Source organism: Lapillicoccus sp., from assembly GCF_039935575.1.
Taxonomy (GTDB): domain Bacteria; phylum Actinomycetota; class Actinomycetes; order Actinomycetales; family Dermatophilaceae; genus Lapillicoccus.
Genome location: NZ_JBDTKA010000037.1, coordinates 40,110 through 65,894 on the forward strand (window position 1 = coordinate 40,110; position 25,785 = coordinate 65,894).

21 protein-coding genes are annotated in these 25,785 nt (G+C 69.6%); 14 read left to right on the forward strand and 7 right to left on the reverse strand.

Annotated features, from left to right (window positions below):
• Positions 1-82: 82 nt before the first annotated feature.
• The 4 genes from purS to ABI385_RS04780 all read left to right on the forward strand — a co-directional run bounded on the left by purS (position 83) and on the right by ABI385_RS04780 (position 4,164).
• Positions 83-391 carry a phosphoribosylformylglycinamidine synthase subunit PurS gene (gene purS, locus ABI385_RS04765; protein WP_348102594.1) on the forward strand — a complete coding sequence of 103 codons (309 nt, stop codon included), beginning with the start codon at positions 83-85 and terminating at the stop codon, positions 389-391.
• Entirely contained in the window at positions 388-1,059 is a 672-nt protein-coding gene (gene purQ / locus ABI385_RS04770; RefSeq protein ID WP_348102595.1) for a phosphoribosylformylglycinamidine synthase subunit PurQ, read from the forward strand. Before purS ends, purQ begins: the two co-directional genes overlap by 4 nt.
• Positions 1,056-3,383 carry a phosphoribosylformylglycinamidine synthase subunit PurL gene (gene purL, locus ABI385_RS04775; RefSeq protein WP_348102596.1) on the forward strand — a complete coding sequence of 776 codons (2,328 nt, stop codon included), beginning with the start codon at positions 1,056-1,058 and terminating at the stop codon, positions 3,381-3,383. Before purQ ends, purL begins: the two co-directional genes overlap by 4 nt.
• 226 nt (positions 3,384-3,609) lie before the next feature.
• Entirely contained in the window at positions 3,610-4,164 is a 555-nt protein-coding gene (locus ABI385_RS04780; RefSeq protein WP_348102597.1) for a hypothetical protein, read from the forward strand.
• Positions 4,165-4,291: 127 nt separating this feature from the next.
• On the opposite strand, the gene ABI385_RS04785 is transcribed toward ABI385_RS04780, so the two are convergent.
• A complete protein-coding gene (locus ABI385_RS04785; protein ID WP_348102598.1) occupies positions 4,292-5,125 on the reverse strand; it encodes a fused MFS/spermidine synthase in 834 nt (277 codons plus the stop codon).
• Positions 5,126-5,142: 17 nt separating this feature from the next.
• Between ABI385_RS04785 and ABI385_RS04790 the strand changes: the two genes are divergently transcribed.
• From ABI385_RS04790 to purM, 5 genes are all read left to right on the forward strand, one after another.
• Positions 5,143-6,018 (forward strand): LLM class flavin-dependent oxidoreductase, encoded by an 876-nt coding sequence (locus ABI385_RS04790; RefSeq protein ID WP_348102599.1) that lies wholly within the window; start codon positions 5,143-5,145, stop codon positions 6,016-6,018.
• Between the two features lie 21 nt (positions 6,019-6,039).
• On the forward strand, positions 6,040-6,414 hold the full coding sequence (locus ABI385_RS04795) for a sterol carrier family protein (RefSeq protein ID WP_348102600.1): 375 nt from the start codon (positions 6,040-6,042) through the stop codon (positions 6,412-6,414).
• Positions 6,415-6,474: 60 nt separating this feature from the next.
• A complete protein-coding gene (locus tag ABI385_RS04800; protein ID WP_348102601.1) occupies positions 6,475-6,687 on the forward strand; it encodes a hypothetical protein in 213 nt (70 codons plus the stop codon).
• Positions 6,688-6,790: 103 nt separating this feature from the next.
• A complete protein-coding gene (purF, locus tag ABI385_RS04805; protein ID WP_348102602.1) occupies positions 6,791-8,434 on the forward strand; it encodes an amidophosphoribosyltransferase in 1,644 nt (547 codons plus the stop codon).
• A 22-nt stretch (positions 8,435-8,456) separates the two neighbouring features.
• Positions 8,457-9,584 carry a phosphoribosylformylglycinamidine cyclo-ligase gene (purM, locus tag ABI385_RS04810; RefSeq protein WP_348102603.1) on the forward strand — a complete coding sequence of 376 codons (1,128 nt, stop codon included), beginning with the start codon at positions 8,457-8,459 and terminating at the stop codon, positions 9,582-9,584.
• Positions 9,585-9,693: 109 nt separating this feature from the next.
• On the opposite strand, the gene ABI385_RS04815 is transcribed toward purM, so the two are convergent.
• Both ABI385_RS04815 and ABI385_RS04820 read right to left on the reverse strand, forming a co-directional pair.
• Positions 9,694-9,900, reverse strand: coding sequence for a DUF3073 domain-containing protein (locus ABI385_RS04815; RefSeq protein WP_348102604.1), 207 nt, complete (start codon positions 9,898-9,900; stop codon positions 9,694-9,696).
• 135 nt (positions 9,901-10,035) lie between these two features.
• Positions 10,036-11,163, reverse strand: coding sequence for a Glu/Leu/Phe/Val dehydrogenase dimerization domain-containing protein (locus tag ABI385_RS04820; protein ID WP_348102605.1), 1,128 nt, complete (start codon positions 11,161-11,163; stop codon positions 10,036-10,038).
• Between the two features lie 235 nt (positions 11,164-11,398).
• Here ABI385_RS04820 and ABI385_RS04825 point away from each other — a divergent pair, with 235 nt between their 5' ends.
• The 3 genes from ABI385_RS04825 to ABI385_RS04835 all read left to right on the forward strand — a co-directional run bounded on the left by ABI385_RS04825 (position 11,399) and on the right by ABI385_RS04835 (position 13,350).
• Positions 11,399-11,584 carry a BldC family transcriptional regulator gene (locus ABI385_RS04825; RefSeq protein ID WP_348102606.1) on the forward strand — a complete coding sequence of 62 codons (186 nt, stop codon included), beginning with the start codon at positions 11,399-11,401 and terminating at the stop codon, positions 11,582-11,584.
• Positions 11,585-11,620: 36 nt separating this feature from the next.
• Positions 11,621-12,817, forward strand: coding sequence for an AI-2E family transporter (locus ABI385_RS04830; RefSeq protein ID WP_348102607.1), 1,197 nt, complete (start codon positions 11,621-11,623; stop codon positions 12,815-12,817).
• A gap of 68 nt (positions 12,818-12,885) precedes the next feature.
• A complete protein-coding gene (locus ABI385_RS04835) occupies positions 12,886-13,350 on the forward strand; it encodes a hotdog fold thioesterase (RefSeq protein WP_348102608.1) in 465 nt (154 codons plus the stop codon).
• A 414-nt stretch (positions 13,351-13,764) separates the two neighbouring features.
• Here ABI385_RS04835 and ABI385_RS04840 read toward each other — a convergent pair whose 3' ends face one another.
• The 3 genes from ABI385_RS04840 to ABI385_RS04850 all read right to left on the reverse strand — a co-directional run bounded on the left by ABI385_RS04840 (position 13,765) and on the right by ABI385_RS04850 (position 16,396).
• Positions 13,765-14,226 (reverse strand): PPOX class F420-dependent oxidoreductase, encoded by a 462-nt coding sequence (locus tag ABI385_RS04840; RefSeq protein WP_348102609.1) that lies wholly within the window; start codon positions 14,224-14,226, stop codon positions 13,765-13,767.
• Positions 14,227-14,232: 6 nt separating this feature from the next.
• Positions 14,233-15,564, reverse strand: coding sequence for a serine hydrolase domain-containing protein (locus ABI385_RS04845; protein WP_348102610.1), 1,332 nt, complete (start codon positions 15,562-15,564; stop codon positions 14,233-14,235).
• Positions 15,565-15,637: 73 nt separating this feature from the next.
• Positions 15,638-16,396, reverse strand: coding sequence for a helix-turn-helix transcriptional regulator (locus ABI385_RS04850; RefSeq protein WP_348102611.1), 759 nt, complete (start codon positions 16,394-16,396; stop codon positions 15,638-15,640).
• A 195-nt stretch (positions 16,397-16,591) separates the two neighbouring features.
• Between ABI385_RS04850 and ABI385_RS04855 the strand changes: the two genes are divergently transcribed.
• Together ABI385_RS04855 and ABI385_RS04860 are read left to right on the forward strand one after the other, a co-directional pair.
• On the forward strand, positions 16,592-20,002 hold the full coding sequence (locus tag ABI385_RS04855) for a hypothetical protein (RefSeq protein WP_348102612.1): 3,411 nt from the start codon (positions 16,592-16,594) through the stop codon (positions 20,000-20,002).
• A gap of 54 nt (positions 20,003-20,056) precedes the next feature.
• The gene (locus ABI385_RS04860; RefSeq protein WP_348102613.1) at positions 20,057-25,108 is read left to right on the forward strand and encodes a hypothetical protein; all 5,052 of its coding nucleotides are present in this window, start codon (positions 20,057-20,059) and stop codon (positions 25,106-25,108) included.
• 546 nt (positions 25,109-25,654) lie between these two features.
• Here the strand turns inward: ABI385_RS04860 and ABI385_RS18455 are convergent.
• A partial coding sequence (locus ABI385_RS18455; protein ID WP_407068226.1) for a Wadjet anti-phage system protein JetD domain-containing protein occupies positions 25,655-25,785 on the reverse strand: 131 nt, incomplete at its 5' end.

The window sequence follows — 25,785 nt, forward strand, 5'->3', positions numbered from 1 at the left end:
GCGACCGATATCCTTGCCCCCATCGGGCGGTGTCACGCCGCCTGACCGCGAGCCCGTCACCCCGACTCCAGGAGCCCCCTGCATGGGACGCATCGTCGTCGACGTCATGCTCAAGCCCGAGATCCTCGACCCGCAGGGACAGGCCGTCGCCGGCGCCCTGCCACGGCTGGGGATCGACGGGTTCACCGACGTCCGTCAGGGCAAGCGGTTCGTCCTGACGGTCGACGGGGCGGTGACCGACACGCAGCTCGCGCAGGCGCGCTCCGCGGCCGAGACGCTGCTCTCGAACCCGGTCATCGAGGACGTCGTGGCGGTCCAGGAGCTCGTGGAGGAAGGCGTAGACCCGCCGAACACCGACCTGCCGGGCGACCGTCTGGGCGAAAGCTCGTGAGGGTCGGCGTCGTCACCTTCCCGGGTTCACTGGACGACCGCGACGCGGCCCGAGCGGTGCGTGCGGTCGGAGCCGAGGCCGTCTCGCTGTGGCACGGTGACCGCGACTTGCACGGAGTCGACGCGGTCATCCTCCCCGGCGGCTTCTCCTACGGTGACTACCTGCGGTGCGGCGCGATCGCCCGGTTCGCCCCGGTCATGGAGGTCCTCGTACCCTCCGCCCAGGCCGGGTTGCCGGTGCTCGGGATCTGCAACGGTTTCCAGGTCCTGTGCGAGTCCCACCTGCTGCCGGGGGCGCTGATCCGCAACGACCACCGCAAGTTCAGCTGCGTCGACCAGACGCTGCGAGTAGAAAACGCGACGACCGCGTGGACCTCGCAGTATGCGGCCGGCCAGGAGATCGTCGTCCCGCTGAAGAACGGTGAGGGGGGCTTCGTCGCCGACGAGGACACCCTGGACCGGCTCGAGGGCGAAGGTCGCGTGGTGTTCCGCTACGTCGGGGACAACCCGAACGGGTCCTACCGCGCCATCGCCGGCGTGACCAACGAGCGCGGCAACGTGGTCGGCCTGATGCCCCATCCGGAGCACGCCGTCGAACCGGGGTTCGGACCGACGACCGACGGCCTCGCGCTGTTCGAGTCCATCCTCATGCAGACGGTGTCAGCGTGACCGACTCCTCCATCGACTCGGTCATCAGCACAGACATCAGCACCGCGACCGGCCTCGACACCGTCGCCCAGGCAGCGGCCAACCCCGACACCCGGCAGCCCTGGACCGAGCTCGGGCTCGAGGACGACGAGTACTTCAACATCCGCGAGATCCTCGGGCGGCGGCCGACGTCCGCCGAGCTGGCGATGTACTCCGTGATGTGGTCCGAGCACTGCTCCTACAAGTCGTCCAAGATCCACTTCTCACTGTGGGGCGAGAACACCACCGAGGAGATGCGGGAAAGCCTGCTTGTCGGCATCGGGGAGAACGCGGGCGTCGTCGACATCGGTGACGGGTGGGCCGTCACGTTCAAGATCGAGAGTCACAACCACCCGTCCTACGTCGAGCCGTACCAAGGTGCGGCCACCGGAGTCGGGGGCATCGTCCGCGACATCATGTCGATGGGCGCGCGGCCGATCGCTGTGATGGACCCATTGCGGTTCGGCAACCTCCACCACCCCGACACGCAGCGAGTGCTTCCTGGAATCGTTGCGGGAGTGGGCGGTTATGGCAACTGTCTTGGTCTGCCCAACATCGGGGGCGAGGTCGTCTTCGACGACTGCTACCAGGGCAACCCGCTCGTCAACGCGCTCTGCGTCGGTGCGATGCGCATCGAGGACATCCACCTCGCGTCGGCTCGGGGTGCCGGCAACAAGGTCATCCTGTTCGGCGCCAAGACCGGCGGCGACGGCATCGGCGGGGTGTCGGTGCTCGCCTCCGAGGCGTTCTCGGCGACACAGGAGGGCGGGCCGACCAAACGTCCCGCGGTCCAGGTCGGTGACCCGTTCGCCGAGAAGGTGCTCATCGAGTGCTGTCTCGACCTTTACGCCGCTAAGGTCGTCGCCGGGATCCAGGACCTCGGCGGTGCCGGGTTGTCCTGCGCCACAAGCGAGCTCGCCTCCAACGGCGATGGCGGTATGCAGGTCGCACTCGACCTCGTGCCGCTGCGCGACGCCAGCCTGCGGCCCGAGGAGATCCTTATGTCGGAGTCGCAGGAACGCATGATGGCCATCGTCGAGCCCCACCACCTCGACGCCTTCCTGGCGATCACCGACCGGTGGGACGTCGAAGCGACGGTGATCGGCGAGGTCACCGACGGCGACCATCTGGTCATCACCTGGCACGACGAGGTCATCGTCGACGTGCCGCCTCGCTCCGTGGCCCACGACGGACCGGTCTACAACCGCTCACTGGCACGACCCGCATACCTGAATACGCTGCAGGAGAACGGAGCTGGCGCTCTCGCCCGGCCGAGCACGGGTGCCGAGCTGAGGGCCACGCTCCTCACCATGCTCGGTAGCCCGAACCTCTGCGACAAGTCCTGGGTCACCCGGCAGTACGACCGCTATGTCCTCGGCAACACGGCGCTCGCCATGCCCGACGACGCCGGTGTCGTGCGCGTCGACGAGGAGACCGGGCGTGGGGTCGCGATCTCGACGGACTGCAACGGCCGGTTCGCCAAGCTCGACCCATATGCCGGCTCCCAGCTGGCGCTCGCCGAGGCTTACCGCAACGTCGCCACCGCGGGTGCGACTCCGCTCGCGGTCACCGACTGTCTCAACTTCGGGTCGCCCGAGGACTCCGGGGTGATGTGGCAGTTCCGCGAGGCGGTGCGGGGGGTCGCCGAGGGCTGCCGCGTCATGGGTATCCCCGTGACCGGCGGCAACGTGTCGTTCTACAACCAGACCGGCGACGTCGCCATCCATCCCACGCCCGTCATCGGGGTCCTCGGCGTGATGGACGACGTCGCCACTCGGACGCGGTCGGGGTTCGGCACCGACGGGTCGGCCGTCTACCTCATCGGCGAAACGCGCGACGAGCTGGACGGGTCGGAGTGGGCGCACGTCGTGCACGGGCACCTCGGCGGACACCCACCCGTCGTCGACCTCGAGCACGAGATGCGCCTCGGACAACTCCTCGTCAGAGCCTCCGAAACCGGTGTGCTCGATGCCGCCCACGACCTGTCCGACGGCGGCCTCGCTCAGACGCTGGCGGAGGCGGTGCTACGGCACGGCGTCGGCGCGCGTGTCTCGGTCGAGGATGCCCACGACGACGCCTTCGTCGCGCTGTTCTCCGAGTCGGCGGGACGCGTCATGGTGTCGGTGGTGCCCGGGTCGGACGACGACTTCCTCGCACTCGTCGAGGGATCCGGCGTCGGTGCGGTCCGGATCGGCGTCGTCGACGACTCGGTCGACGGGTTGGAGGTCCACGGGCAGTTCGCCATCGACCTCGAGACGCTGCGTTCGACGCATACGGCCACGCTGCCTGCGGTCTTCGGCCGCTGACCTCGCGCTGACCCACCGAGTCGGGACGGGCAGTCAGGGTGACGACGATGGCACCCCTGGGTCGCCTCTGCCATCATTCTGCGATGGCGGCGGCAGGTGAGGCTCCTCGTACCAGGCGTGTTGCAGGCTCCTGGATTTGTTGGCCGCGCGTGGCGATGCGGCGCTGACGACGATGTCACAGAGCGGGAGTCTGGCGCGGTCGCTGGCACCGGTCTGGATGGCACGTGTGCTGCTGACTCTGACGGTGCCGTCCTTGATGCTTATGGTCCACGGAGGGTGGTTCGCGTTCTTCGAGAACTCGGCTGACTACATCCGTTTCGTTGACCGCGCGATGTCGTGGATGGCCTTCGGACTGGGTGGCGAGTCAGCTTGGGGGATGTTGGCCGCGACGGCCGGGTTCGCCCTGGTCGTCGTGTGCAGAAGGCGGCTGCGTGACCCCATCCCCGAAAGCCTGCGATGGTCGGGATTCGTGGTTGTCGTCTTTTTCGCCATGATCGAGCTGTCCGGCCCGGTCACCCTGGCCGTGGGGATCTACCAGCTCGTGACTGATCCCACCAGCGCCCGAAACCTTTCGACGGAAATGTTGTCCGATGGGCCGCCGGCCGTCCTCTGCCTCACCCTCGCGGGTCTGCTGGGGCTGCTCGCCTGGGTGTTGTGGCACGCGGGTCCGGTGGTCGAGCCCGAAGCACCGATCGGATCGGCGAGCGACGAGGTGCCGAGTCAGAACAGCGAAGTAGCCGACCGTGAGCTACGGGACGTTTTTCGACGTCCCAGCAGATAGTCGAGGTGCCGGCCCAGGCGACGCGACCTCCCGGGAATCCCCGATACCGGACTCTGAAGCTGCCGACTTTTCGGGATCCCCGAACCCTCGCGAAGTCGCAGACCTCTGAGTCCGGTCGGAGCGCCGGTCAGACGGCGCGCCAGGTCCCCGGGTCCGGGGGCTGGGGCGACCGGACGGCGTCCGTGTCAGCACCGTTGTCCGTGAACGGTTTCGACCCGGCGATGAACCGGCGCAGGAACGGCTCCTGCCGCATCCCGGTCGGCAGCGGCAACCGGGATACGCCACGACTGATCGACTCCACGTCCAGCGCGGTCGGTGAGGCCGCGACGACCGTGTTGCCGAACCGGCGACCCTTCAGCACCTCGAACGTCGCGATCATCAGCGCAGCCGGGAACCCGCTCTCCAGGACCGTCGCGATGACCCGTGCCACGTGCCGTCGTCGTGGCTCGTCCGCGATGTTGAGCAGGAGCACCCCGTCGGGCCGAAGCACCCGACGGACGTCGGTCAGGAACGTCGGGCTCACGAGCTCGGCGGGGACCCGTCCCCTCTCGTAGGCATCGACGACCACGACGTCGGCGCTCGCGTCCCGCAGGGCAGCCACCCCCGAGACCCCGTCCACGGGACGTACCCGGATCCGGTGACCTCGCGGCAACGGCAGCTCGCGCCGCACCACCTCGGTCAGTGCGGCGTCGGGTTCGAGCACGATCTGGGGCGACCCGGGCCGGGTCACCGCCACCCAGCGTGGCAGCGTCAGCCCGCCGCCGCCGACGTGGGTCACCGCCAGCGGCCCCGGAGACAGCGCGTCGATCACGAGCCCGAAGTGCTGGACGTACTCGAACGCCAGCAGCTCGGGGTCGTCCAGCCGGACGTAGGACTGCGGCACCCCGTCCTGCACCACCGTGACACCCCCGCGCTCGTCGGTGACGAGAGCGACACCCGAACCCCCTGTCGCGTCCCCCACGGGGCTAGGGTCTCATCGTGCGGTTCGGCCTGACGATCCTTCCCGAGTACCCGTGGACCGAGGCGTCCCGACTGTGGCGGATGGCGGAGGACCTCGGGTTCGACCACGCCTGGACCTACGACCACCTCGTCTGGGGCGGGCTGCCGGACTCGCCGTGGTTCGGGACCACGCCGACCCTGACGGCGGCGGCGCTGGTCACCGACCAGATCGGGCTCGGGACGTTCGTGTCCTCGCCCAACTACCGCCACCCGGTCGCCTTCCACCGGGACGTCCAGTCCCTCGACGACATCTCGGGAGGACGGTTCCTGCTCGGTGTCGGAACCGGTGGTGACCTCGACTCGCGTCTCCTCGCCGGTGGCGAGCTCACGACCAAGGAGCGGGTGGACCGGTTCCAGGAGTTCACCCTGCTGCTCACCCAGCTGCGCGACGAGGACCACGTCACGAAGGACGGGACCTGGTTCTCGGCTCGAGACGCTCGCACCCTCCCGCGGGTACGCAACGTCCCCGTCCTCGTGGCGGCCAACGGCCCGCGCTCGCTGCGCTTCGCGGCTCGGCACGGTGACGGATGGGTCACCACCGGGACGAAGGCCGACACGCTCGACGCCTGGTTCGACGGGCTGGCGGTGTCGCGCAGCATCCTCGACGAAGCGCTCGTCGCAGCCGGACGAGACGGGCAGGCATACCCGAGCTATCTCAACCTCGACTCGTCGCCGCACTACTCCCTTGAGAGCGCGGACCTGTTCGCCGAGATGGTCACCCGCGCCGCCGAGCTCGGTTTCACCGACGTCATCACCCACTGGCCCAGGCCGAACAGCCCTTACCGAGGGTTGGAGACGACCCTCGAAACCGTTGCTACGCAAGTCATCCCACGGCTGCGTACGGAGCTTCCCTGACCGACGTGGGATGATCCTGGCGTGCCCGCCCGCCGACGCGTCGACCCCGCCGACGGTCACGACGCCCTCGAGGTATGCCTCGCTGCAGCTGACCTGACCGAGGTGCCTCGTCCGGTCGTCGCGACCGCGGTGCGGTATGCGCTGGAGGAGCTGGCGGCGCGCCATCCCGGGCGGTCGGTCGAGGTTCGAGTGCCCCCGTTCGGGGCGGTGCAGTGCGTAGAGGGCCCGATGCACAAGCGGGGTACACCGCCCAACGTCCTCGAGACGGACGCCGCGACCTGGATCGGTCTCGTGAGCGGACGGCTCGAGTGGGCTGCGGCGCGGTGCAGCGGCTCGGTCCGCGCCTCTGGGCTGCGTGCCGACCTCGGCGCGATCCTGCCGCTCACCCCGCTGTGAGCACCCGCACCGGACCACCCTCGACCGGTGAGCATCCTCCCCGTGGCTTAGGCTCACCCGGTGAGCAAGGCAGGCCCGCGCAACCCCAGCTATCTGCGCTTTGTCATCACCGGCGCGGTCGTCGGGCTGATCGTCGGCTCCGCAATCGCGGTCTTCGGCGACTCGGCCCCCGACTACAGCGGCGGGACCCAGCTGGGCCTGCTCGCGGTCTCGTTCGGTTTCCTCGGAGGCCTGCTCGGTGGCCTGGCCGGGATACTCCTCGAACGCCGCTGACCGGCGGGCTGACCGGCGACCTCGGCCGGCAGCCTGGTCCATGGAGCCTGCGGGCCTCTCGGACCGGCGCTGCGCGGTCGGACCTCCCCGCGGCTGTGGGAGAATGAGGTACGTGCCTCGCGGAGACGGACGTCTGACGGACCAGCTCGACCTCACCGACTCGAAGGACCACGGCCCGCAGGACGCCTGCGGCGTCTTCGGTGTCTGGGCGCCCGGCGAGGAGGTCGCCAAGCTCACCTACTTCGGCCTCTATGCGTTGCAGCACCGCGGGCAGGAGTCCGCCGGCATCGCGACGAGCGACGGCGAGAAGATCCTGGTCTTCAAGGACATGGGACTGGTCAGCCAGGTCTTCGACGAGGCGACGCTCGGCTCGATGCGCGGCTATATCGCGATCGGCCACACCCGTTACTCCACCACCGGCGGTTCGACCTGGGAGAACGCCCAGCCCACGCTGGGCGGGATCGGCGACAGCACGGTCGCCCTCGCCCACAACGGCAACCTCATCAACACCGTCGACCTGCGCGAGCTGGTGACCGAGCGCCTGGGCGCCGCCGCCGGGAAGCGCGGCGAGCTGGGCCGCGGCAACACCTCGGACACGGCGCTCGTCACGACCCTGCTGGCCGGCGACCCCGACCGCTCCCTCGAGGCGAGCGCGCTCGAGGTCCTGCCCCGGCTCGAGGGCGCCTTCTCGTTCGTCTTCATGGACGAGCACACGTTGTATGCCGCGCGCGATCCCCACGGGGTGCGTCCGTTGGCGCTGGGCCGGCTCGAGCGCGGCTGGGTCGTCGCCTCCGAGACCGCGGCGCTGCAGACCATCGGCGCGAGCGTCGTCCGTGAGGTCGAGCCCGGTGAGCTCGTCGCGATCGACGAGAACGGCCTGCGCAGCCACCGCTTCGCCGAGGCCAAACCCAAGGGCTGCGTGTTCGAGTACGTCTACCTCGCCCGTCCCGACGCGGTGATCAGTGGCCGCGTCGTCCACGAGGCCCGGGTCGAGATGGGTCGCCAGCTGGCCCGCGAGCACCCGGTCGACGCCGACCTCGTCATCGGGGTGCCGGAGTCCGGCGTGCCTGCAGCGGTGGGGTACTCGCAGGAGTCCGGGATCGCGTACGGGCAGGGGTTCGTCAAGAACGCCTACGTCGGGCGGACCTTCATCCAGCCGTCGCAGACGCTGCGCCAGCTCGGCATCCGGCTCAAGCTCAACGCACTCGAGCACGCCATCCGCGGCCAGCGTCTGGTCGTCGTGGACGACTCGATCGTTCGCGGCAACACCCAGCGGGCCCAGGTCCGCATGTTGCGCGAGGCCGGCGCCCTGGAGGTGCATGTGCGGATCTCCAGTCCGCCCGTGCGGTGGCCGTGCTTCTACGGCATCGACTTCGCGACGCGGGCCGAGCTGATCGCGACCGGGCTCGGAGTCGAGGAGATCAGGGCGTCGATCGGCGCCGACTCCCTCGGCTATATCTCCGAAGAGGGCATGATCGCCTCGACCAACCAACCCCCGACGGAGCTCTGCTCGGCCTGCTTCACGGGGAGCTATCCGATCGCGCTCCCCGAGGACGGTCGGATCGGCAAGCACGTGCTGGAGACGCTGCCCATCTCGGTACGCACTGGGCACGACTCCAACATCGACGTCCTGCCGCTCGACGCGAGCCCCAAGGCCGTCCCGGTAGCGGTCCAGATCGGCAGGGACGCCGAAGGTGTCCCCGCCGGGCTCGCGAGTGGCGGTGGGAACGCGCTGCAGCACCCCTGACTCCCGCCGATAGCCTGAGCAGGTGACCCAGCCGCCCGCCACACCCATCACGTATGCCGACGCTGGGGTCGACGTCGAGGCCGGCGACAAGGCCGTGGCCCTGATGAAAGAGTCGGTACGCCGTGCGCAGCGGCCGGAGGTCCTCGGCGGCCTCGGGGGGTTCGCCGGGCTGTTCGACGCGTCTGCGCTGACCCGGATGGCGCGTCCGGTCCTCGCCACCTCGACCGACGGGGTCGGCACGAAGGTCGCCATCGCCCAGGCCCTCGACCGGCACGACACGATCGGGTTCGACCTGGTCGGCATGGTCGTCGACGACATCGTCGTGTGCGGAGCCGAACCGCTGTTCATGACCGACTACATCGCCACCGGCAAGGTCATCCCCGAACGGATCGCGGCCATCGTGTCAGGCATTGCCGACGCCTGCGCCCAGGCGGGTGTGGCGCTGGTCGGCGGCGAGACCGCCGAGCACCCCGGGCTGCTCGAACCCCACGAGTACGACGTCGCCGGCGCCGCCACGGGCGTGGTCGAGTACGCCGACCTCCTCGGCCCCCACCGCGTGGTCCCGGGCGACGTCGTCGTCGCCCTCGCCTCCAGCGGGCTGCACGCCAACGGCTACTCCCTCGTCCGCCGCGTGGTCGAGCGCGCTGGCTGGGGACTCGACCGACACGTCCCGCAGTTCGGGCGCAGTCTGGGGGAGGAGCTGCTCGAGCCCACCCGTGTGTATGCCCCGGACCTGCTCGGCCTGCTGCGCACCGACGGTGTCGAGGTCCACGCACTCAGCCACGTCACCGGCGGCGGCCTGGCGGCCAACCTGGCGCGGGTGCTCCCGCCGGGGGCCTTCGCTCGGGTGGACCGGGGCAGCTGGACGCCCCCCGCAGTGTTCTCCACGATCGGACGGCTGGGTCAGGTCCCCCAGCTCGACCTCGAAGGGACGCTCAACATGGGCATCGGCTTCGCCGTCCTCACCCCCGCGCAGTACGTCGATATCGTGATCGCCGACCTGGGCCGGCGCGGCATACCGGCCTGGGTCATCGGCGAGGTCACCGACGAGGCGAGCACGAACGTCGCCCCCCGGTGTGACGTGGTCCGGGGCGTCAAGGGGGTCGACGGGGGAGCCGTACAGGTCGTCGGGGAGCACCCGCCGGCCTAGCGCGGCGTACCTGGACATGGTGACGAGCGGCGCGTCGACCGTGAGGTCGAAGCGCCGCTACCACGCCCACGAGGGACGCATGAAGGTCAGTCAGGGGCCGAGGCGCGCATCACTGCTCGCCCGAGGCCCACTTCCCGTACCCGCTGTCATCATCGGTTTCCTCGTCGTCGACAGCGGGGCCACGCTCGGGTGGCTCGTATCGCGTCGTGGAATCGTGGAGTTCTCGCTCAAGCGCGCTGTAGTCGGTGTTGGGAGAGAAGTATTTCAGCTCCCGAGCGACCTTCGTCTGCTTGGCCTTCGCCCGGCCGCGCCCCATGACGTGACCCCCTCATGCGTCTGCCGGGGCGGCATCACTCACGTCGCGGACGATAGGTCCTCGACCTTCGCGGAGCGGCCCCGGGAATCGTGTGTCTTCGTGGGGTTAACGCTACCCCAGGCCTGACGGTTCCACCTATCGCCGTGCTGTGGCCGCGCTGAACTGCGGCGCGGAGTCCGGGAGCCAGACGCCGCCGGGCCGCGCGGCTGCCATCCGCTGCTCGGCAACGTGGTCCGCGGCCGCAGCCGGCGTCGTCCCGTGCTCCGTAGCCATGCGCAACACCTCGAGGGTGGTGGCGAAAATACCGGCCGTGCGCGCCCGGGCCCGCTCGAAGTCGAAGCCGTGCAGCTCGTCGGCGACCTGGATCACGCCACCGCTGTTGACGACGAAGTCCGGGACGTAGAGGATGCCGCGCGCCTGCAACCGGTCTGCGGAGCCTCCCTCGTCCGACACGTCGACGAGCTGGTTGTTCGCGGCGCCGCAGACGACCCCCACCTGCAGCCGGTCGATCGTCGCGTCGTCGAGCGCGCCGCCGAGGGCGCACGGGCTGTAGACGTCGAGGTCCAGGCCGCTCAGAGCCAGCGCGTCGGAGACCACCTCGACCTCGGGGTGGGCCGTGAGGACCGCCTTAGAGGCCGCCAGCACGACATCGGTGACCACCACGGCAGCGCCGTCCTCGACGAGCAGGTCGACGAGCCGGTGGCCGACCTTGCCGACCCCGGCGACACCAACCCGGCGACCCCGCATCGTCGGTCGGCCCCAGAGGTGCTCCGCGCTCGCGCGCATCCCCTGGAACACTCCGTATGCCGTGAGCACGCTCGAGTCGCCTGCCCCGCCCATCGCCTCGGACCGGCCGGTGGCGAACCGGGTCGTCTGCGCGACCACGTCCATGTCTGCGACGTAGGTGCCGACGTCGCAGGCGGTGACGTAGCGCCCGCCGAGACTCTCGACGAACCGGCCGTAGGCGCGCAGCAGCTCCGGTGTCTTGTCCGTCGTCGGGTCGCCGATGATGACGGCTTTGCCTCCGCCGTGGGGCAGACCCGCCATCGCGTTCTTGTATGCCATCCCACGCGAGAGGTTGAGGACGTCGTCGAGCGCGTCGTCCGCCGAGGCATACGGGTGGAAGCGGGTCCCGCCGAGGCCTGGCCCGAGCGCGGTGGAGTAGAGCGCGATGATGGCGCGCAGCCCGGTCTCCCGGTCGTGCCAGAAGGCGACCTGCTCGTGCGTGTCGAGGAGTTCGCTAACGGGGTCGGCCGAGGACATGGGTGGTCTCCGCTCTGGGCTGAGGCGCGGGTGGCGCCGGGTAAGCGCTGGTCCGCGTTGGTCAGCGCTGGTCCAGCGTATTCCGGGACATCTCGGAAGTTTCGGATGGAGCGATTCCAGCGAATCCCCGACGCAAAAGGTCTGCGGCCGGTAAATTCTCAGGACAAGGGAGCGTCCCTTGGGCCCGCCGTTCGGCGGCCAGACCCGGGGTTCGGCACAGGCGGGAATGTGAGTCATGGCAATCCAGACGTATGAGCACGAGAGGCTGCTGACGCCGGCAGAGGTGGCCGCGATGTTCCGCGTCGACCCCAAGACGGTCACGCGGTGGGCACAGGCGGGCAAGCTGACCGCGATCCGGACGCTCGGTGGTCACCGCCGTTACCGCGAGAGCGAAGTCAGCAAGCTCCTCAACGCCTCCTGAGTGTCTCATCAGAGGGCCCCCACTAGTCTTCGATTCGTGACCGACCACGCAGGAGTCGGCAGGACCGACAAGGACCACCCGATGTGGGTGTCCTTCACACCCAGCGGCATCCGCCGCGCGGGCGTGATCGTGCTGCTTCTCGTGGTGGGCCTGTTCGTCGGCATGTGGGCGTTCACCGCGCTCAGCTCGTTCTTGTTCATCCTGCTGCTCGCGTGGCTGGTCTCGATCGGCATGGAGCCGGTCGTGCTGTTCATGACCAACCGCGGGATGAAGCGGGGACTGGCCACCGGCCTGACCATGCTGGTCCTTTTCCTCATCTTCGCCGGCATGGCCGAGGTCTTCGGAGCCGTCTTCTATGCCCAGGTCTCCCAGCTGGGTCAGTCGTTGCCCACCACCGTCAGCTCGGCGCTGAGCTGGGTGAACTCGACGTTCCACACCACCCTCGACGTGAGCTCCATCCAGAACGCTCTGCAGCTGACACCAGAGAAGATCGGCCAGCTGCTGAGCTCCTACGGCGGTGGCCTGCTCGGCGTCTTCGGTTCGATCGGGGTCCTCATCTTCGACGGCCTGACGATTCTCGTCTTCGCCTACTACTTCTCTGCCGACAGCCCTCGCCTTCGGCAGACGATCGGCTCGTGGCTGCCGCAGCGCTACCAGCGGGTCTTCGTCACCGTGTGGAAGATCTCGGTCGAGAAGACCGGTGGCTACGTCGTCTCCAAGCTGGTCCTGGCCGGGTTGTCGGCCATCTTCCATATCGCGTTCTTCTGGCTCATCAACGTCCCGTTCTGGCTGCCGCTCGGTCTGCTCGCGGGCATCCTCAGCCAGTTCATCCCGACGATCGGCACCTACATCGGGGTGGCGCTGCCGGCCCTGTTCGCGCTGGTCAGCAGTCAGCCGCTCAACGTCCTGTGGATCGCCGTCTTCGCCACGATCTACCAGCAGGTCGAGAACTACATCTTTACGCCGCGAGTCAGCCGCCGCACGATGAACGTCCATCCCGCCATCGCGCTCGGCTCCGTCATCGCCGGCGCGGCCTTGTTCGGCCCGATCGGTGCACTGATCGGCATCCCGATCGCCGCGGTCGCCCTCTCCATCATCGACACCTTCAGCCAACGGCACGAGCTGCTGCCCGAGCTCGCCTCGCTCCAGCCGCCCGTGGAAGAGGTCGACACGAAGGGCAAGAAGGACAAGAACGGTACGGATTTGAGCGAAACGAAAGACGCCCCGGCCTGAGCTGTCCACAAGCCACCGGCCGACACCCTTCAGCCCTGGACCCGATGGGCCGTGGCACGCTGAGCCGCATGACCGACACCCGCTCCGACCCTCGACCCGAGTCTCCGTGGATCACCACGGACGAGCTGAACGCCAACGGCGGCGAGCTAGCGGCGCGGATGGGCATCCTGTTCACGGAGGTCGGCTATGACCGGGTCGTCGCCACCATGCCCGTCGAGGGCAACACCCAGCCCTACGGCATCCTGCACGGGGGGGCGTCGGTCGTCCTCGCGGAGTCGGTCGGCTCGATGATGGCAGTCCTGTACGCGGGTGAGGGCCGTGCCGCGGTCGGCATGACGATCAACGCGATCCATCACCGGCCCGCCTCGTCCGGCATGGTCACCGCTGTGGGGACCGTCATGCAGGCCGGCCGCACCACAGCCAGCATCGCCATCGTCCTCACCGACGACCAGGGCCGTCGGGTCTGCTCGTGCACGCTGCTCTGCCAGCTGAGAGACGCGCCGCCGGTCCAGTCCGGCCAGCGCGCGGGATGACGGATGACTCGACGATGGGTGGCCCTGACCTGACGAGTGAGACGACGCAGACCGACCAGCCGTCCGCGGCGGTGTCCCCGAAGTGCAGAGTCGACAGCAGCGCCATCGCCTCGTCTGAGGCGGCACCACGTCCGAGCTCGCCGTTCCGCACCGCCTTGCGCAGCTCTCGCCGGAGAGTGGCGACGATGTGGGTGGCGGGGGCGAACGCGTCGTCAGAGGGGCGGTACCCGGGCACCGGGCGCCAGAACAGCAGCTGGTCTAGGACGGGGTTCGCGACCGCCCACATCGTCGAGGCCCAGGCCAGGAGGCAGCGGCCGCGCAGCTGGGCACCCTCCCGCTCGTCCAGCACGAGGTCACGTCCTTCCGGCTGACGCCACTGGCGCCGGGGGTCGGGGGAAGACGGAACGGACGGCGTCAGGTGAGCTCGGGCGGGAACCCTCCCGTCGCTACGGGGCCCCAGGACGTCGGGGTGACCCGGAGTAGGCACTTGCCCTGGTCGAGCATGGCCTGGCGGTACTCGTCCCAGTCGGGATGCTCACCCGAGATGCAGCGGAAGTAGTCGACGAACGCGTCGAGTGCCTCCGGCAGGTCGAGCACCTCACACGTTCCGTCGACCTGGACCCACGCGTCGCCGAAGTCGTCCGACAACACCAGGATCGACACCTGGGGGTAGCGCCTCGCGTTGCGGGACTTGGCGCGTTGTGGATAGCTCGAGATCACGAACCGGCCCAACTCGTCGACCCCGCCGGTGACCGGCGACAGCTGCGGTGAGCCGTCCTTTCGTGCGGTGACGAGCACGAAGTTGTGGCGTGGTCGGGCGAACTCCAGCAGCTCGTCCCGACCGACCCGGTCAGTGGTGGCGGTGCGTCTGGCCATGGGGGATCAGTGTGCCGGTCGGGCGAGCTGCGCGTCGGGAAGCGTCAGCGACTCGAGGGACGGCAGCAGGTTGGATGTGGACTTCGGTGCCGTCCGTGTGGTCGGGGTCGGAACCGCGACCGGGCAGTTCGCCGAGAAGGCGTCGACGAGGAAGTTGTTGGCGGGCTTGGCCGTGGGGTTGTCGAGTGTCGTGAGTGGACGACCCGTCCAGGAGATGGCCGCCTGGCGGGTGCCGTCGGCCGAGGTGAACGCGAGCGTCAGGGTCCCGAACGTCGCCCCGTCGTGGCCGTAGAGCGCCTGCTGCTCGCCGTGCGGTCCCGGACACGGGTCGCCGACCGCATAGATGCCGAGCCCGTATGCCAGTGGTGTGGTCGACCGGGGAGCAGCCATCTCGCGTACCAGGTCGGGCGCGAGCAACCGCCCGTTGAAGAGCGCACGGTAGAACTTGTCGAGGTCCTTGGGCGTGGCCTCGACCGCGCCTGCTGAGGAGAATATCGATGGGTTCGTCTGGTCGACGTTATACGGACGCTCGAAGACGGCGTACTCGCTGAGGTGGGCCGGGGTCGACCAGGGCTTCGTGGTCTGAAAGGTGGCCGAGTCCATGCCAGCGCGGTCGAAGAGGCGTTTCTTGAGCAGTGTCGCGAGGTCGGTGCCGTTGAGCTTTTGGAGCATCAGGCCGAGGATGACGTAGTTGGTGTTGGAGTAGGAGAAGCTGCTGCCGGGCGGGAACAGCCACGGCCGGGTGAGTGCGGTCGCGACCAGCTGGCGGTCGCGGTACCGCTTGTCGACGACGGAAAGGAGGTGCGGACCGGTCGTCACCCCGGCCAGGAGCGGCACGAAGAAGTCGGGCAACCCGCTGCGGTGGCTGAGCAGCTCGTCGAGGGTGACGTCACCGTGGCCGGGCAGCAGGCCGGGCAGTACGTCTGCAACCGTGGACTGCAGCGTCCATCGGCCGGCCTGGACCTCCTGCATCACCAGCGTGGCCACCATCGTCTTGGTGACGCTGCCGATGCGGGCGGTGTCTCCCGGTCGGGCGCTCACCGCTTGGTCGATGTTGCGCACGCCGGCGGCACCGGTCCACGAGATGTTCTTGCCGGTCACCGCGCCGCCGACCCCGATGCCGCCGGCTGCGGCGACGGCCTGCAGGTCGGCGCGGAAAACCGTGGGGTCGCCGGTGCGCAAGGGAGACATGTCCGACGCCGCAGCCGTCTGCGCGGCGAACACCGCGGTCGCAGCCGTGACGGCGGCGAGTGCCGCGATCGCTCGAGTGGTGCGTGTGGTCCGAGTCGTGGTCGTTGTGGCTGTGGAGCTACGCAGGGTCTGGGCGGTCGTGCGCATTCTCGGTCGTCCTCCGTTTCGGGTCGGCAGGACACCTGGCTGGCCTGCTCGCGGCGCGAGTAGGACCTTGCTATCACAGGGGTCTCGACGTCAGGGCCAACCGCGGCGGCCAGACCATCGAGCTGTCACCCGGGGCTCCGGCCGGGATGCGGGTGCTCGTGACTGCCCCGGTGCCTGTGTGGTCGGCAGCCGACCACCGCAGCGCGGCGGACACACGTCGGTTGTAGGTGCCGTCCTCGCGAGCGAGGTCGAGCTTGGCGAAGACGTTGCTGACGTGGCACTCGACCGTCTTGCGGCTGACGCCGAGCAGGCTCGCGATCCCCGCGTTGGAGTAGCCCTGGGCGATCAGGGCGTGGATGGTGAACTCGGCCCTCGTGAACGGTCGTGCAGTCGTGACGGATCGCGGGTGCCTCGGCAACGCTCGTACGAGCCGGGTGAGGTCCCGGACGTCGCGCATCTCGGCGAGAGACACGGTCACAAGCCGGGCCGCGCCGCGGTCAGCGTCGGGGGCGACGACCGCGGCCATGATGCCCGTCGTCCGGGTGATCGGGGTCCCGTCGCAGCCGACTATCAGCACCACGTTCGTGCCGCGAGCCAACAGCGGACCGGCCGCGTTCAGGCTCGCCGCCTCGCCTGGTGGGTCGACGCTCCTCACGTCGACGACAACCGCGGTGTCGATCCGCGCCCCGCCGGCGTCGAGGTGAGTCAACAGCTGTACGACAGACGGCGACTCGCGGACGACCTCGACGCCGGCGAGCCGCAGCTGCAGCCCGAGCCCCTGGCGCAGCAGCCCGACTTCGGACACCACGGCGACTGCCGCCGACTTGCTCACCGGCCCACCCCCATCTTCGACGCGTCCCTGCCCGGTGACGGCAACCCCCATCGTGGCAACTGGACGCGACGGGCGCCAGACGCACGAAGGGCTGAGTTGGGACGATCCTGGGGTGGCGGGATATCGGGGTTTTCCCCGACGACGCGGCGCCGCCACGCCCCTAGCCTGTGAGGAACACTCTGCGACGGAGGCTCCATGGCTCCCCCCGGCCCCGACGACGGCGAACGCGCCACCCCGCCGATCGACGCCAGACTGCTGCGCCCGGTCGACATGGTCGACCTGCGGCTCGAGGCGCCGAACTGTCACCTCGAGCCCGTCGACGGGGCAGCTGAGATCGTCGCCGAGGCCGACGCCCGGCTCATCCTGCACTTCCCGACCCAACACATCGGCGAACGGGCATGGGACGCCGAAACGCCGGGTGCGCCAACGCCAAACGTGTCCGGGCATCGCGCGGCCGGTCCGAGCCGAGTGGTCCTCGACCTGCCCAAGGGGACCCGGATCCCCTACTCGCTCGAAGGTGTTCTAGCGGCCGCTAACACCCTGCCGCTGCGCGTGCCCGCCAACGCCACGCCGGCGCCCGACCAGGCCGGCCCACCACCGCCCACGGGGATCGGGCCGGAACCGCCGAAGGACGACGAGACGGCCATCGAAGTGCCCTACCGGCTGGTCGTCTCGCCCAGCGAGCGCGGCTCCTTCCAGCACCGGACCAATCCGGTCGGGCCGGGTGACGACGCCTCAGCCCGTACGCGGGTCGAGCTGTGGCGAACCCACCTCACCGTCCGCCCGTCCGACGGTCACGGAACTGACGGAGCTGATGGGGGTGCCGTCCCTGACGCCCCGGTAGACGACACCCAGCGCATCGTCCGCGCCGTCTACACCAGGGACTTCGAACACGGCAACCCGCTCGACCCGGGGGTGATCGGACCGCAGTCGCTCGACCCGAGGGACCGCCGCGCGATCGTCATGCAGACCTACGGCGGCGAGAAGGACAGCGCTGCAACGCCGCTCCAGGTCCGGGAGCTCGCCCTGTCCAGCCTCGGGGCGTGGGTCGACTGGTCCGGCCACTGGGACGACGTCGGGCTCTACATCGCGGACTACCGGCACCTCGCGGCAATGGGGCGCGACGCATACGTTCGGGTGGCCTATCCCGGGTTCCTTTTCCCGTTCGGGCACCGCTGCATCCTCGTCAAGGTCACCGAGCGCCGGATCGACAACCGCAGCAAACCGGTCGCCTACCTGTGGCAACGCACCTTCATCATCATCCGCCAGCCCACGCGCACCTACACCGACCTCGACAACCCGTTCCGCCAGGTCACCGTCGGGCCGCTGGTCACCCCCGACCTCGACAAGCCGCCCGTGGCAACCCCGTTCGTGCCGCGCCGCGGCGGGACGCCGTTCCCGTTCAACCTCACGACCGTCGACCAGGCCGGCGTCGCCGGGTCGTTTGCTGCGCCCCTCGTCTTCGTCCGGGCGCACAAGCGCGAAACCCAGATCTCCATCGAGAACGAGAGCCAGGTCGACGGCCAGTACCACACCCCCGGTCCGCTCGGCCCGATCAACCACATCCAGGGTCGCGGCCAGTCGGTGGCCATGGCGGCTCCGGTCAAGGCCGGAGACACCGCCGTCGAGGTCACCCACCTGGTCTTCGACGGCGAGATCGACCGGGTGAACGTCACGTCACGTCCGTTCGTGCGCGAACTGCGGGCCATCGTCCCGGCGATGCGGCACCTGTCGCCCCAAGCGCCGGCCGTGGACCTCGTGTATGCCCAGCCGTACCTCGCGTCCGGGCTCGCGCCTCGGTTGCCGGACCAGCCTCCGACACCAGGCGCGCCCAACCCGGGGGAGATGCTGCTGGCGCTCAAGAGCCCACCGGCGGCGGTCGACTTCGCCCACGGGTCGGAGCGGTCCGGTGGTTTCATCTCACCCAACCTGGCCGTTCGCGGGGTATCCCGCGCGCTCGGCGCGGTCGGCGACGACGGCACCGCACCCGGGGGCCTCGACGCAGGCAAGTTCGACCCCGCCTCGTTCCTCCAGGGCGCGCTGCCCAAGCTCTTCGGGCTGTTCTCGTTGCTCGACATCCTCGACGCGACCGGACTGCTCGACCGCGCGCCGTCGTTCGTGTCGGACGCCCTCGATGCCGTGGCGAGTCTGGTGACGGAGGCTCGCCGGCTCCAGGCGGCTCTCGATGCCGCAACCACGCGACTGCAGGCCGAGCTCGACGGCGGCCCGCACGACGGCGCCAAAGCAGTGACCCAGGCGGCCAAGGACGCACTGGCTGCCCAGGCGGGAGGTTTGAGCACTGCGCTTCAGCAGGTCATCGACGCCGTGACGGCCCTTCCGGGGAACCCCGACAGCGCGCACGTCGACGGGTTGACCGGTGCCCTGGGCGACCTCGCGACGCGGATCGACCCGTTGCTCCAGATCTTGGGGCAGCCGGGGTTCCCTGCCGCCGTGCGTGCCTCGCTGCAGAAGCCGCTCACCGCTTTGAAGACGCTCGCCGCGATCAAGGACGAGGCGGCCAAGCTGGTCGAGTTCGCGAACGGGATCCTCCAGCCCGGGAGCGCAGTCACGGCCCGGATGGAGTGGCACCCCCGGATCAACCCGTGGGGTCTGGGTGCGGCCCTGCCCAACATCTTCAAGCCCAACCACCCCGACACGGCGTTGACGCTCGCCATCGAGGTGCGCGCGTCGGCCACTGCCCCTCCCGTCGTGGACATCCTCGCGGAGCTTGTCGACTTCGAGCTCAACCTCATCGGTGACGGCGACGCCGCGTTGATGCAGCTGACGTTCCAGCGGATCGGCTTTCACTCGGGGTCGTCAGGCAAGCCCGAGGTCGACGTGGTGTTCGGCGGGATGGCCTTCCTCGGACCACTGGCCTTCGTCGACACGTTGCGAAAGATGATCCCGTTCGACGGGTTCAGCGACCCGCCTTACGTCGACGTGGCACCCGAGGGTGTCACCGCCGGGTTCGACATCGCGCTGCCCAGCGTGGGGGTGGGGGTGTTCAGCCTCGAGAACATCGCTCTCGGCGCCGACGCCCGCGTTCCTTTCCTCGGCGACGCGGTCACGGTGGGTTTCCACTTCTGCTCCAAGGACTCACCCTTCCGGCTGACCGTGATGTGTATCGGCGGCGGCGGCTGGGTCGTCCTGCGGGCCTCGCCAAAAGGGTTGGTGCTGCTCGAGGTTGGGCTCGAGGCGACCGCCTGCCTCTCGATCGACCTTGGCGTAGCGTCAGGATCGGTGTCGGTCGCCGTCGGTGTCTACCTGAGGCTCGAGGCGGACAAAGGCTCGCTGACCGCATACTTCCGGATCCGCGGCGAGGTCGACGTCCTCGGACTCATCTCGGCCTCGATCACCCTCGAGCTGTCACTGACCTACCAGTTCGACACCGGCAAGCTGATCGGACGCGCCTCGCTCGTCATCGAGGTCGAGGTGCTGTTCTTCTCCGCCTCTGTCGAGGTCAGCTGCGAGCGGCGGCTCGCCGGTTCAAAGGGTGACCCGACGATGATCCAGATCATGCCGCCGGCTCCGGACGGCACCAACGCCGACTGGACCGAGTACTGCGACGCGTTCGCGCCACTCCCCGCGCTCGTACCCACCCCATGACGCCATGACCAAGACGCCTGACTCGCTCAGCCCACAGAACCCGAGGAACGCCCCGTGACCGCAACCGTCCTTGCCACGGCGCTCCCGTACTCGCTCGACGCCGACGCATCCTTCCACCTCACCGTCTTCCTCACCCACAAGCTGGTCCCCGGCCCACCACCACCCGACGACCCCGACCGTATGCCGGTCCTCGGCGACTTCCCGGCCGTCGCCGACTGGGTCACGACCCTCGCCACGTGCACGCTGACGCTGAGCACCTCGGTGGATCCGGCCCGGGCCATCCCGTTGCGGGTCGTGTCGTCGCCGGCTGCGGACGCGGCCGCGTGGGCGGCGTGCCTTCCGACTTCGGTGCCCGTCGCTGGCTTCCCGACGCCTGCTCTGTCACAACAGGTCTGGCACTCCAATCCGGCGCACCGGATGAGCGACCACGCGGTCGACCTGCACATCTCGGCCCTGACCGCTGCACCGACCCGGCGGCCCGCGGTCGAGCAGGACCCTGTCGCAGGAGCCATCCTCGACCGGATGACGCAGCTGGACCAGCGATCGGTGCTCCAACAGCTGAGAGCGGGAACCGCCGAGCGGAGCAGGCGAGCCACCATGGTCCTCGGCGAGCGCAACCGCAACGCCATCGCGACGATCGGCCCGCTCACGGAGACGCCCACCAACCGTCCAGGGGACGTCCCCGTCGAGCTGCCGGCATACGGCACCACGTTCACCGAGACAACCTCCCCGATCGAGGTCCTGCTGGACGATCCCGACGGGGACACCCGGCTGACGGAGCGACTGGACAAGCTCGTCGGCACCGACCTGTCTGCCGACCCTCAGCTGCAGCTGCTCGCCGACGCGCACGCCATGCGGCGCTACTACGAGCGTCCCGAGCAGCCGCAGCAGCCGCCGCGCCGTGAGCCCGACCCTCAGGCGCCTCCGCCCCCCCGTCTCGCGGTTCCCGACCGCGACTTCCACGCCCGGGTGGGTGGGTTCGGCTCCACCCCAACCCTGTTGCGACGGCTCGGGCTTGCGGTCGACGTGGTCGTGGACGACCCGAACCCGCCGGCGCTGTTGGCCGGCGCAAGCTGGGTCAGCGTGACCATCACTCCTCCCGACGGAACCGACCTGACCGTGCTGCCGGCACGCCGGACGAGCGTGTCGGTGCGCCGTGGTGCCTTCCGGACCGTCTCGTCACCCGAGTGGATCGGCGGCGCGCTTCCGCTTGGGAACGACGACTGGCGCATCCTCGACCTAGACCCCGACGCATCGGGGCTCAAGCTTGACCAGCACCTGCGCGGGCTGGTCCGCCAGTATGCCTCGGAGGCGAACGGCGACCCCGCGACCTCGGCGCCTGGCACCCTCCGCTCGACCGGGTTCGCCGTCGCCCGGGTCGACCGAGCGGACGCGACGCGCACGAGAGTGGCTGCGGCGGAGGCGATTGCGGCGGACGACGGGTCGCGCGAGCTGCAGTACGACGATCTCGTCCGCGGCATCCGCGTCGAGGTGTGGGACGACGTGACCAAGGCGTGGCACAGCCTGCACCGGCGCCGGGTGACCGTGACCGGCGTCGGTGGTGAGGCGGTGCTCAACGACGCCGAGGACGTCGGCTTCCTCCAGCTCTCGGCGTTGAACCGCGCCCCCGGTGACACCACCAACGGCTACTACATCCACGAGGTCGTCGCAGGCTGGGACGGCTGGAGCCTCTCGGCGCCGCGGCCGGGCAAGGTCATCGTCCACGTCGAGCCCCCTGGGCCGGACGGCAGCACCGAGGCGGTCGTCGACCGCGGTGAGGATGCGAACGGTGACGCGTCGGCGGGCGGTATCCACACGCGTACCCGCGTCGAGCCCGGGTCCCTTCCCCGGCTGCGCTACGGGACGTCGTACTCGTTCCGCATCCTCGGGGTGGACCTCGCGGGCAACAGGGTGCCGCAGGTCACGCTCCCGTTGATCGGCCGACCACCTTTTGACCGGCCCCCTCTGAGCGGTCCGGGGCTGATCGGAGAGCGGGAGGTTGCGGCAGCAGGGCAGCATCTGGACGCTCTGCGGGAGTCGTACGCTCGGCGTGACGCGAGCAGCCTCGCCGAGTCGTTGCGTCCGGCTGTACTGGCCCATCTGGGTGGTGCTCCGGATGGAGCAGAGCGGGAGACGGCGGCCGCGCGGGGTGCCGAGGGGCTGCCGGAGGCACTGCGCACCGGTGACGACGGGGCGGATGCGACCTTTGCTCGCATGCTCGGCGTGGCGACGGCTCGCGCGCAGAGTGCAAGTAGTGCTGGCCCCTATCTGGGAACCTCGGGTAAGCGTCCGGACGTGTTCGACCAGGTATCGCAGGCGGTCCGGCACTTCGCGTCAGCAGAGCGGCCCTGGCGCGTGCGGCCTCAGCTCGGCACCGACCCCGCTGTGCTCGCGCAGCTCGCCGCGGGCGGTGCCGAGGGGGTCGACGACGCCGAGAATGCCGACCACGGCCAACAGTCCGGAAATGCTGTGGCGGGCGCTGCACAGGCCGCCGCTGCGCCCATCCTTCTTCGCAACCGGACCGTCACCGCACCCCGGCCCTACCTCCGGTGGGATCCCGTGCCCTTCCCCGCGATCGTCGCCCGGACGGCCCTGGGCACGGGGGAGCAGCTGTCCCGGTTGGTGGTCCGCTCGTTCGGATCGGCTGCGGACGCTACTGCCGTCGACGACCTGTCGACTTCGGAACGCCACATCGCACCGCCCAAGGCGACCCAGATGGAGGCCGAGACGGCTGGCCGTTTCGACGCGGCGATCGGGACTGCCGACACCGCGGCGATCGCCGAGGCATACCGGACAGCCGTCGTCGAGCGCGGCACCTTCCTCGACAAGTTTGCTCCCAACCTCGACGACCCGAACGTGCCCGTCGAGCAGCCGGGGATCGCTCTCGTCTCGCGTCTCGGGGCCGATCCGGCGACGGCTGTCACGCTGGACGACATCACCGACCATCGGGGAATTGCGTTGGGGGAGGGGCAGTACGTCGCCCACGACACGGACGGCTTGCGGTTGCCGTACCTGCCCGACCCGTATGCGTCGGGGGCGACGCTCGTGTTCTACCAGGCGGGTGCGCCGCACGCGCTCCCCGAGCCTCGCGTGCTGCAGTCCGTGACGGTCCCCTATCCGGGGGCGTGGCCGAGGGTCCAGCCGTTGCGGATCGTTCTCGACCGGAGCACCGATCCGTCGGCCACGCTGCAGGCTCGAGTCGACGGCCATGAGGTACACGTCACTGTGCCGCGCGGCGAGCAGGTTCGCGCGTGGCTGTCGAGCTCGATCCGCGCGGATGACCTGTCGCGGTTTGGTCTCTGGCGTTCGCACTACGCGAGCACGATCGACCCGGACGGGGACGGGGGGGCGTCCCAGGACGACCTGGCGGCGGCGGTGGCACTGTGGCGTGCCGCCTCGTCGGGGTGGACCTGGTGGCTCACCCCCTCGACCGAGCTGCGGCTGGTGCACGCCGTTCCCCAGCCGGTCCGACCGCCGGCGATCACGGCGCTGACCGTCGCCATGCGCCCCCCGGGCCGTGCCGTCCTTGCGTTGGCGGGCGTCGTCGACCTGCACGGCCCCAGCACCGACCGGCTGCAGGTGCGGGCGGCCTGGACGGAGAGCATCGACGACCTGTCGACCGGCGGTCCGACGGTAGTGACCCGGAACGACATCGTCGTGAACTCGCCGGTGGCCGAGACCGAGCGTGCCGGGCTGCTCAGCCTCGTCGACTTCCTGCCGTTCGGCGCGGGCGTGCGCGGCGTGGACCTCGCCGAGGGCAGCATCGGTCTCCACGCCGCGATCCAGAAGTTCCCCGACACACATCACCGCGTCGTGACCTACACCCCGAGCGGGACGACTCGGTATCGCGAGTTCTTCGACGCCGCCGATGTCCCCGGGGACGACGACCCGTCGCTGGCGGGCGAGCCCGTCACCCTCGACATCCAGAGTAGTGCCCGGCCCGCCGCGGTCCACATCGTCGACACCGTGCCCTTGTTGCGTTGGGAGAAGCAGGTCGAACCGGCCGAGCCGTTCGCCGTTCGACAGACCCGCCGATCCGGCATACGCATCTGGCTGGCACGCCCGTGGTTCTCCTCGGGCGACGGCGAGCTGCTGGGCGTCCTGGTTTTCAACCCGTTCGAGCCGGACCCAGATCATCCTGGGCAGCAGCGGCTCAAGGCGCTGCAAGCACCGGACGCGGCCTCCAGTCTGTGGGGAGCCGACCCGATCACGAAGTCGGGTGGGCCGGTGCCGGGTCCCACGGGCGCGACCAACCCGCCGCTGGTGCAGTTCCGGGACCTGTTGCTACGAGCGGTTTCTCAGGTCGTGATACCGATCACACCCGAGCCGGCTCGTCCCGTCGCCATCGCCGACACGTTGCCGCTCATCGACGTGCATGGGACGCCAGTGGCCGGGGTCTATGGCTACGTCCCTGAGTACGACGCGGAGACGAAGCGGTGGTTCGTCGACGTCGCCATGGAGGACGGGCCGGCTCTGTGGCCGTTTGTCAGGCTCGCCGTGGCGCGGTATCAGCCCAGCTCACTCGCGGGGTATGAGCTGTCGCCCGTCGCGTTGACATCGTGGGCGCAGCCGCTGCCGACCCGGATGGTGACGGTGAGCCGGCTCGACCCGGGCCGCGTCCAGGTCACGCTCTCGGGAACGGTGGCATACCTGCGTCTGCCTGGCAACCCCAACGCCAGTCTGGGCGCTCTCGGCCCGGACGAACAGATCACCGGCGACACTCCGACTGGCCAGGCCGGCATCTTCGCCGGGCAGCTGCGTCAGACGCGTACCGTGCGAATCTCCGTGCAGAGCCTGCCTGCTGGAGCAGGCGACCTGGGCTGGCAGACGTGGACGACCGCGGAGATCCGGGCGGTGTCCGTGACGGATGGACCTTCCTTCAAGGCGACGTGGACGGGGGAGCTCAAGCTCCCTGCGGAGGCGGGTACGCCTGCCGGCGACGCCGCGGGTGTGCCGCCCCTGCGGACTCCTGGTGGCCCGTCGAGCTGGCGCGTGCTGGTCGAGGAGCACGAGCTGCTCGACGCCGACGACCTGGGGCAGACCGACCCGGCGGCGCCCCCCATCCAGGTGCCGCGCCTGGTCTACGCGGACACCATCTCGCTCTGAGGTGCGCCTGCGGGCGCTCGTCGGTCCGAGGGCGGACGTGATGGGGGATGCTGGTCCCGTGAGCGCTGACATGGTGACGACCGCACGGCAGCTGGCAGAAGGCGCCCACCGAGGCAGGTCGACAAGGCCGGGGCGGCATACATCGATCACCCCGCTCGCGTCGCGGCTGGCGTCAGCGGTCTCCGCGCTGAGCAATACACCCACGCCAGACGCGTTCTGCGTAGCTCGGCCACCGAGCAGGAGCGCAGGACGATGCCGGTCTGCTTGCTCTGCCAGGTCGAGCTCGATAGCGTCGGTCGCACCTACTTCGACACGATCGAGGACGCGATGCGGGCATTCGGCTCGTATGCCGACACGAGGGTCACCATCGGGAGCATGTCCGGAAGACCTACGTGCAGTATGAAGGCGGGGCGTTCGTCGAGCTGCCTGGCTATGACCCTGTCTCCCGAGGTGGTCAAGGGACCTCGCTCGTCGAGGCGGAGATATGTCCGACGTGCTTCATGGAGATGCCCTTGACGGGCCACTGCGAATGCCTGCGGTTGAGGCTCACCCCAGCCGGGCGCGAAGGGCGGCTTCGGCTACGGTGAAGTTGACCCGTTCCTGTTCCAGCCGGACCGCCGGTCCGAGCGCATCCGTTGCCAGCGCGGCATACACCTCGGCCTCGACGGGCGTGAGTC

Coding starts and splice junctions, on each gene's coding strand:
- purF (WP_348102602.1), top strand. CDS start 6,791: ATGAGGTACGTGCCTCGCGGAGACGGACGTCTGACGGACCAGCTCGAC.
- ABI385_RS04815 (WP_348102604.1), bottom strand. CDS start 9,900: ATGGGGCGCGGCCGGGCGAAGGCCAAGCAGACGAAGGTCGCTCGGGAG.
- ABI385_RS04855 (WP_348102612.1), top strand. CDS start 16,592: ATGGCTCCCCCCGGCCCCGACGACGGCGAACGCGCCACCCCGCCGATC.
- ABI385_RS04825 (WP_348102606.1), top strand. CDS start 11,399: ATGGCAATCCAGACGTATGAGCACGAGAGGCTGCTGACGCCGGCAGAG.
- ABI385_RS04845 (WP_348102610.1), bottom strand. CDS start 15,564: ATGCGCACGACCGCCCAGACCCTGCGTAGCTCCACAGCCACAACGACC.
- purS (WP_348102594.1), top strand. CDS start 83: ATGGGACGCATCGTCGTCGACGTCATGCTCAAGCCCGAGATCCTCGAC.
- ABI385_RS04820 (WP_348102605.1), bottom strand. CDS start 11,163: ATGTCCTCGGCCGACCCCGTTAGCGAACTCCTCGACACGCACGAGCAG.
- ABI385_RS04840 (WP_348102609.1), bottom strand. CDS start 14,226: ATGGCCAGACGCACCGCCACCACTGACCGGGTCGGTCGGGACGAGCTG.
- ABI385_RS04835 (WP_348102608.1), top strand. CDS start 12,886: ATGACCGACACCCGCTCCGACCCTCGACCCGAGTCTCCGTGGATCACC.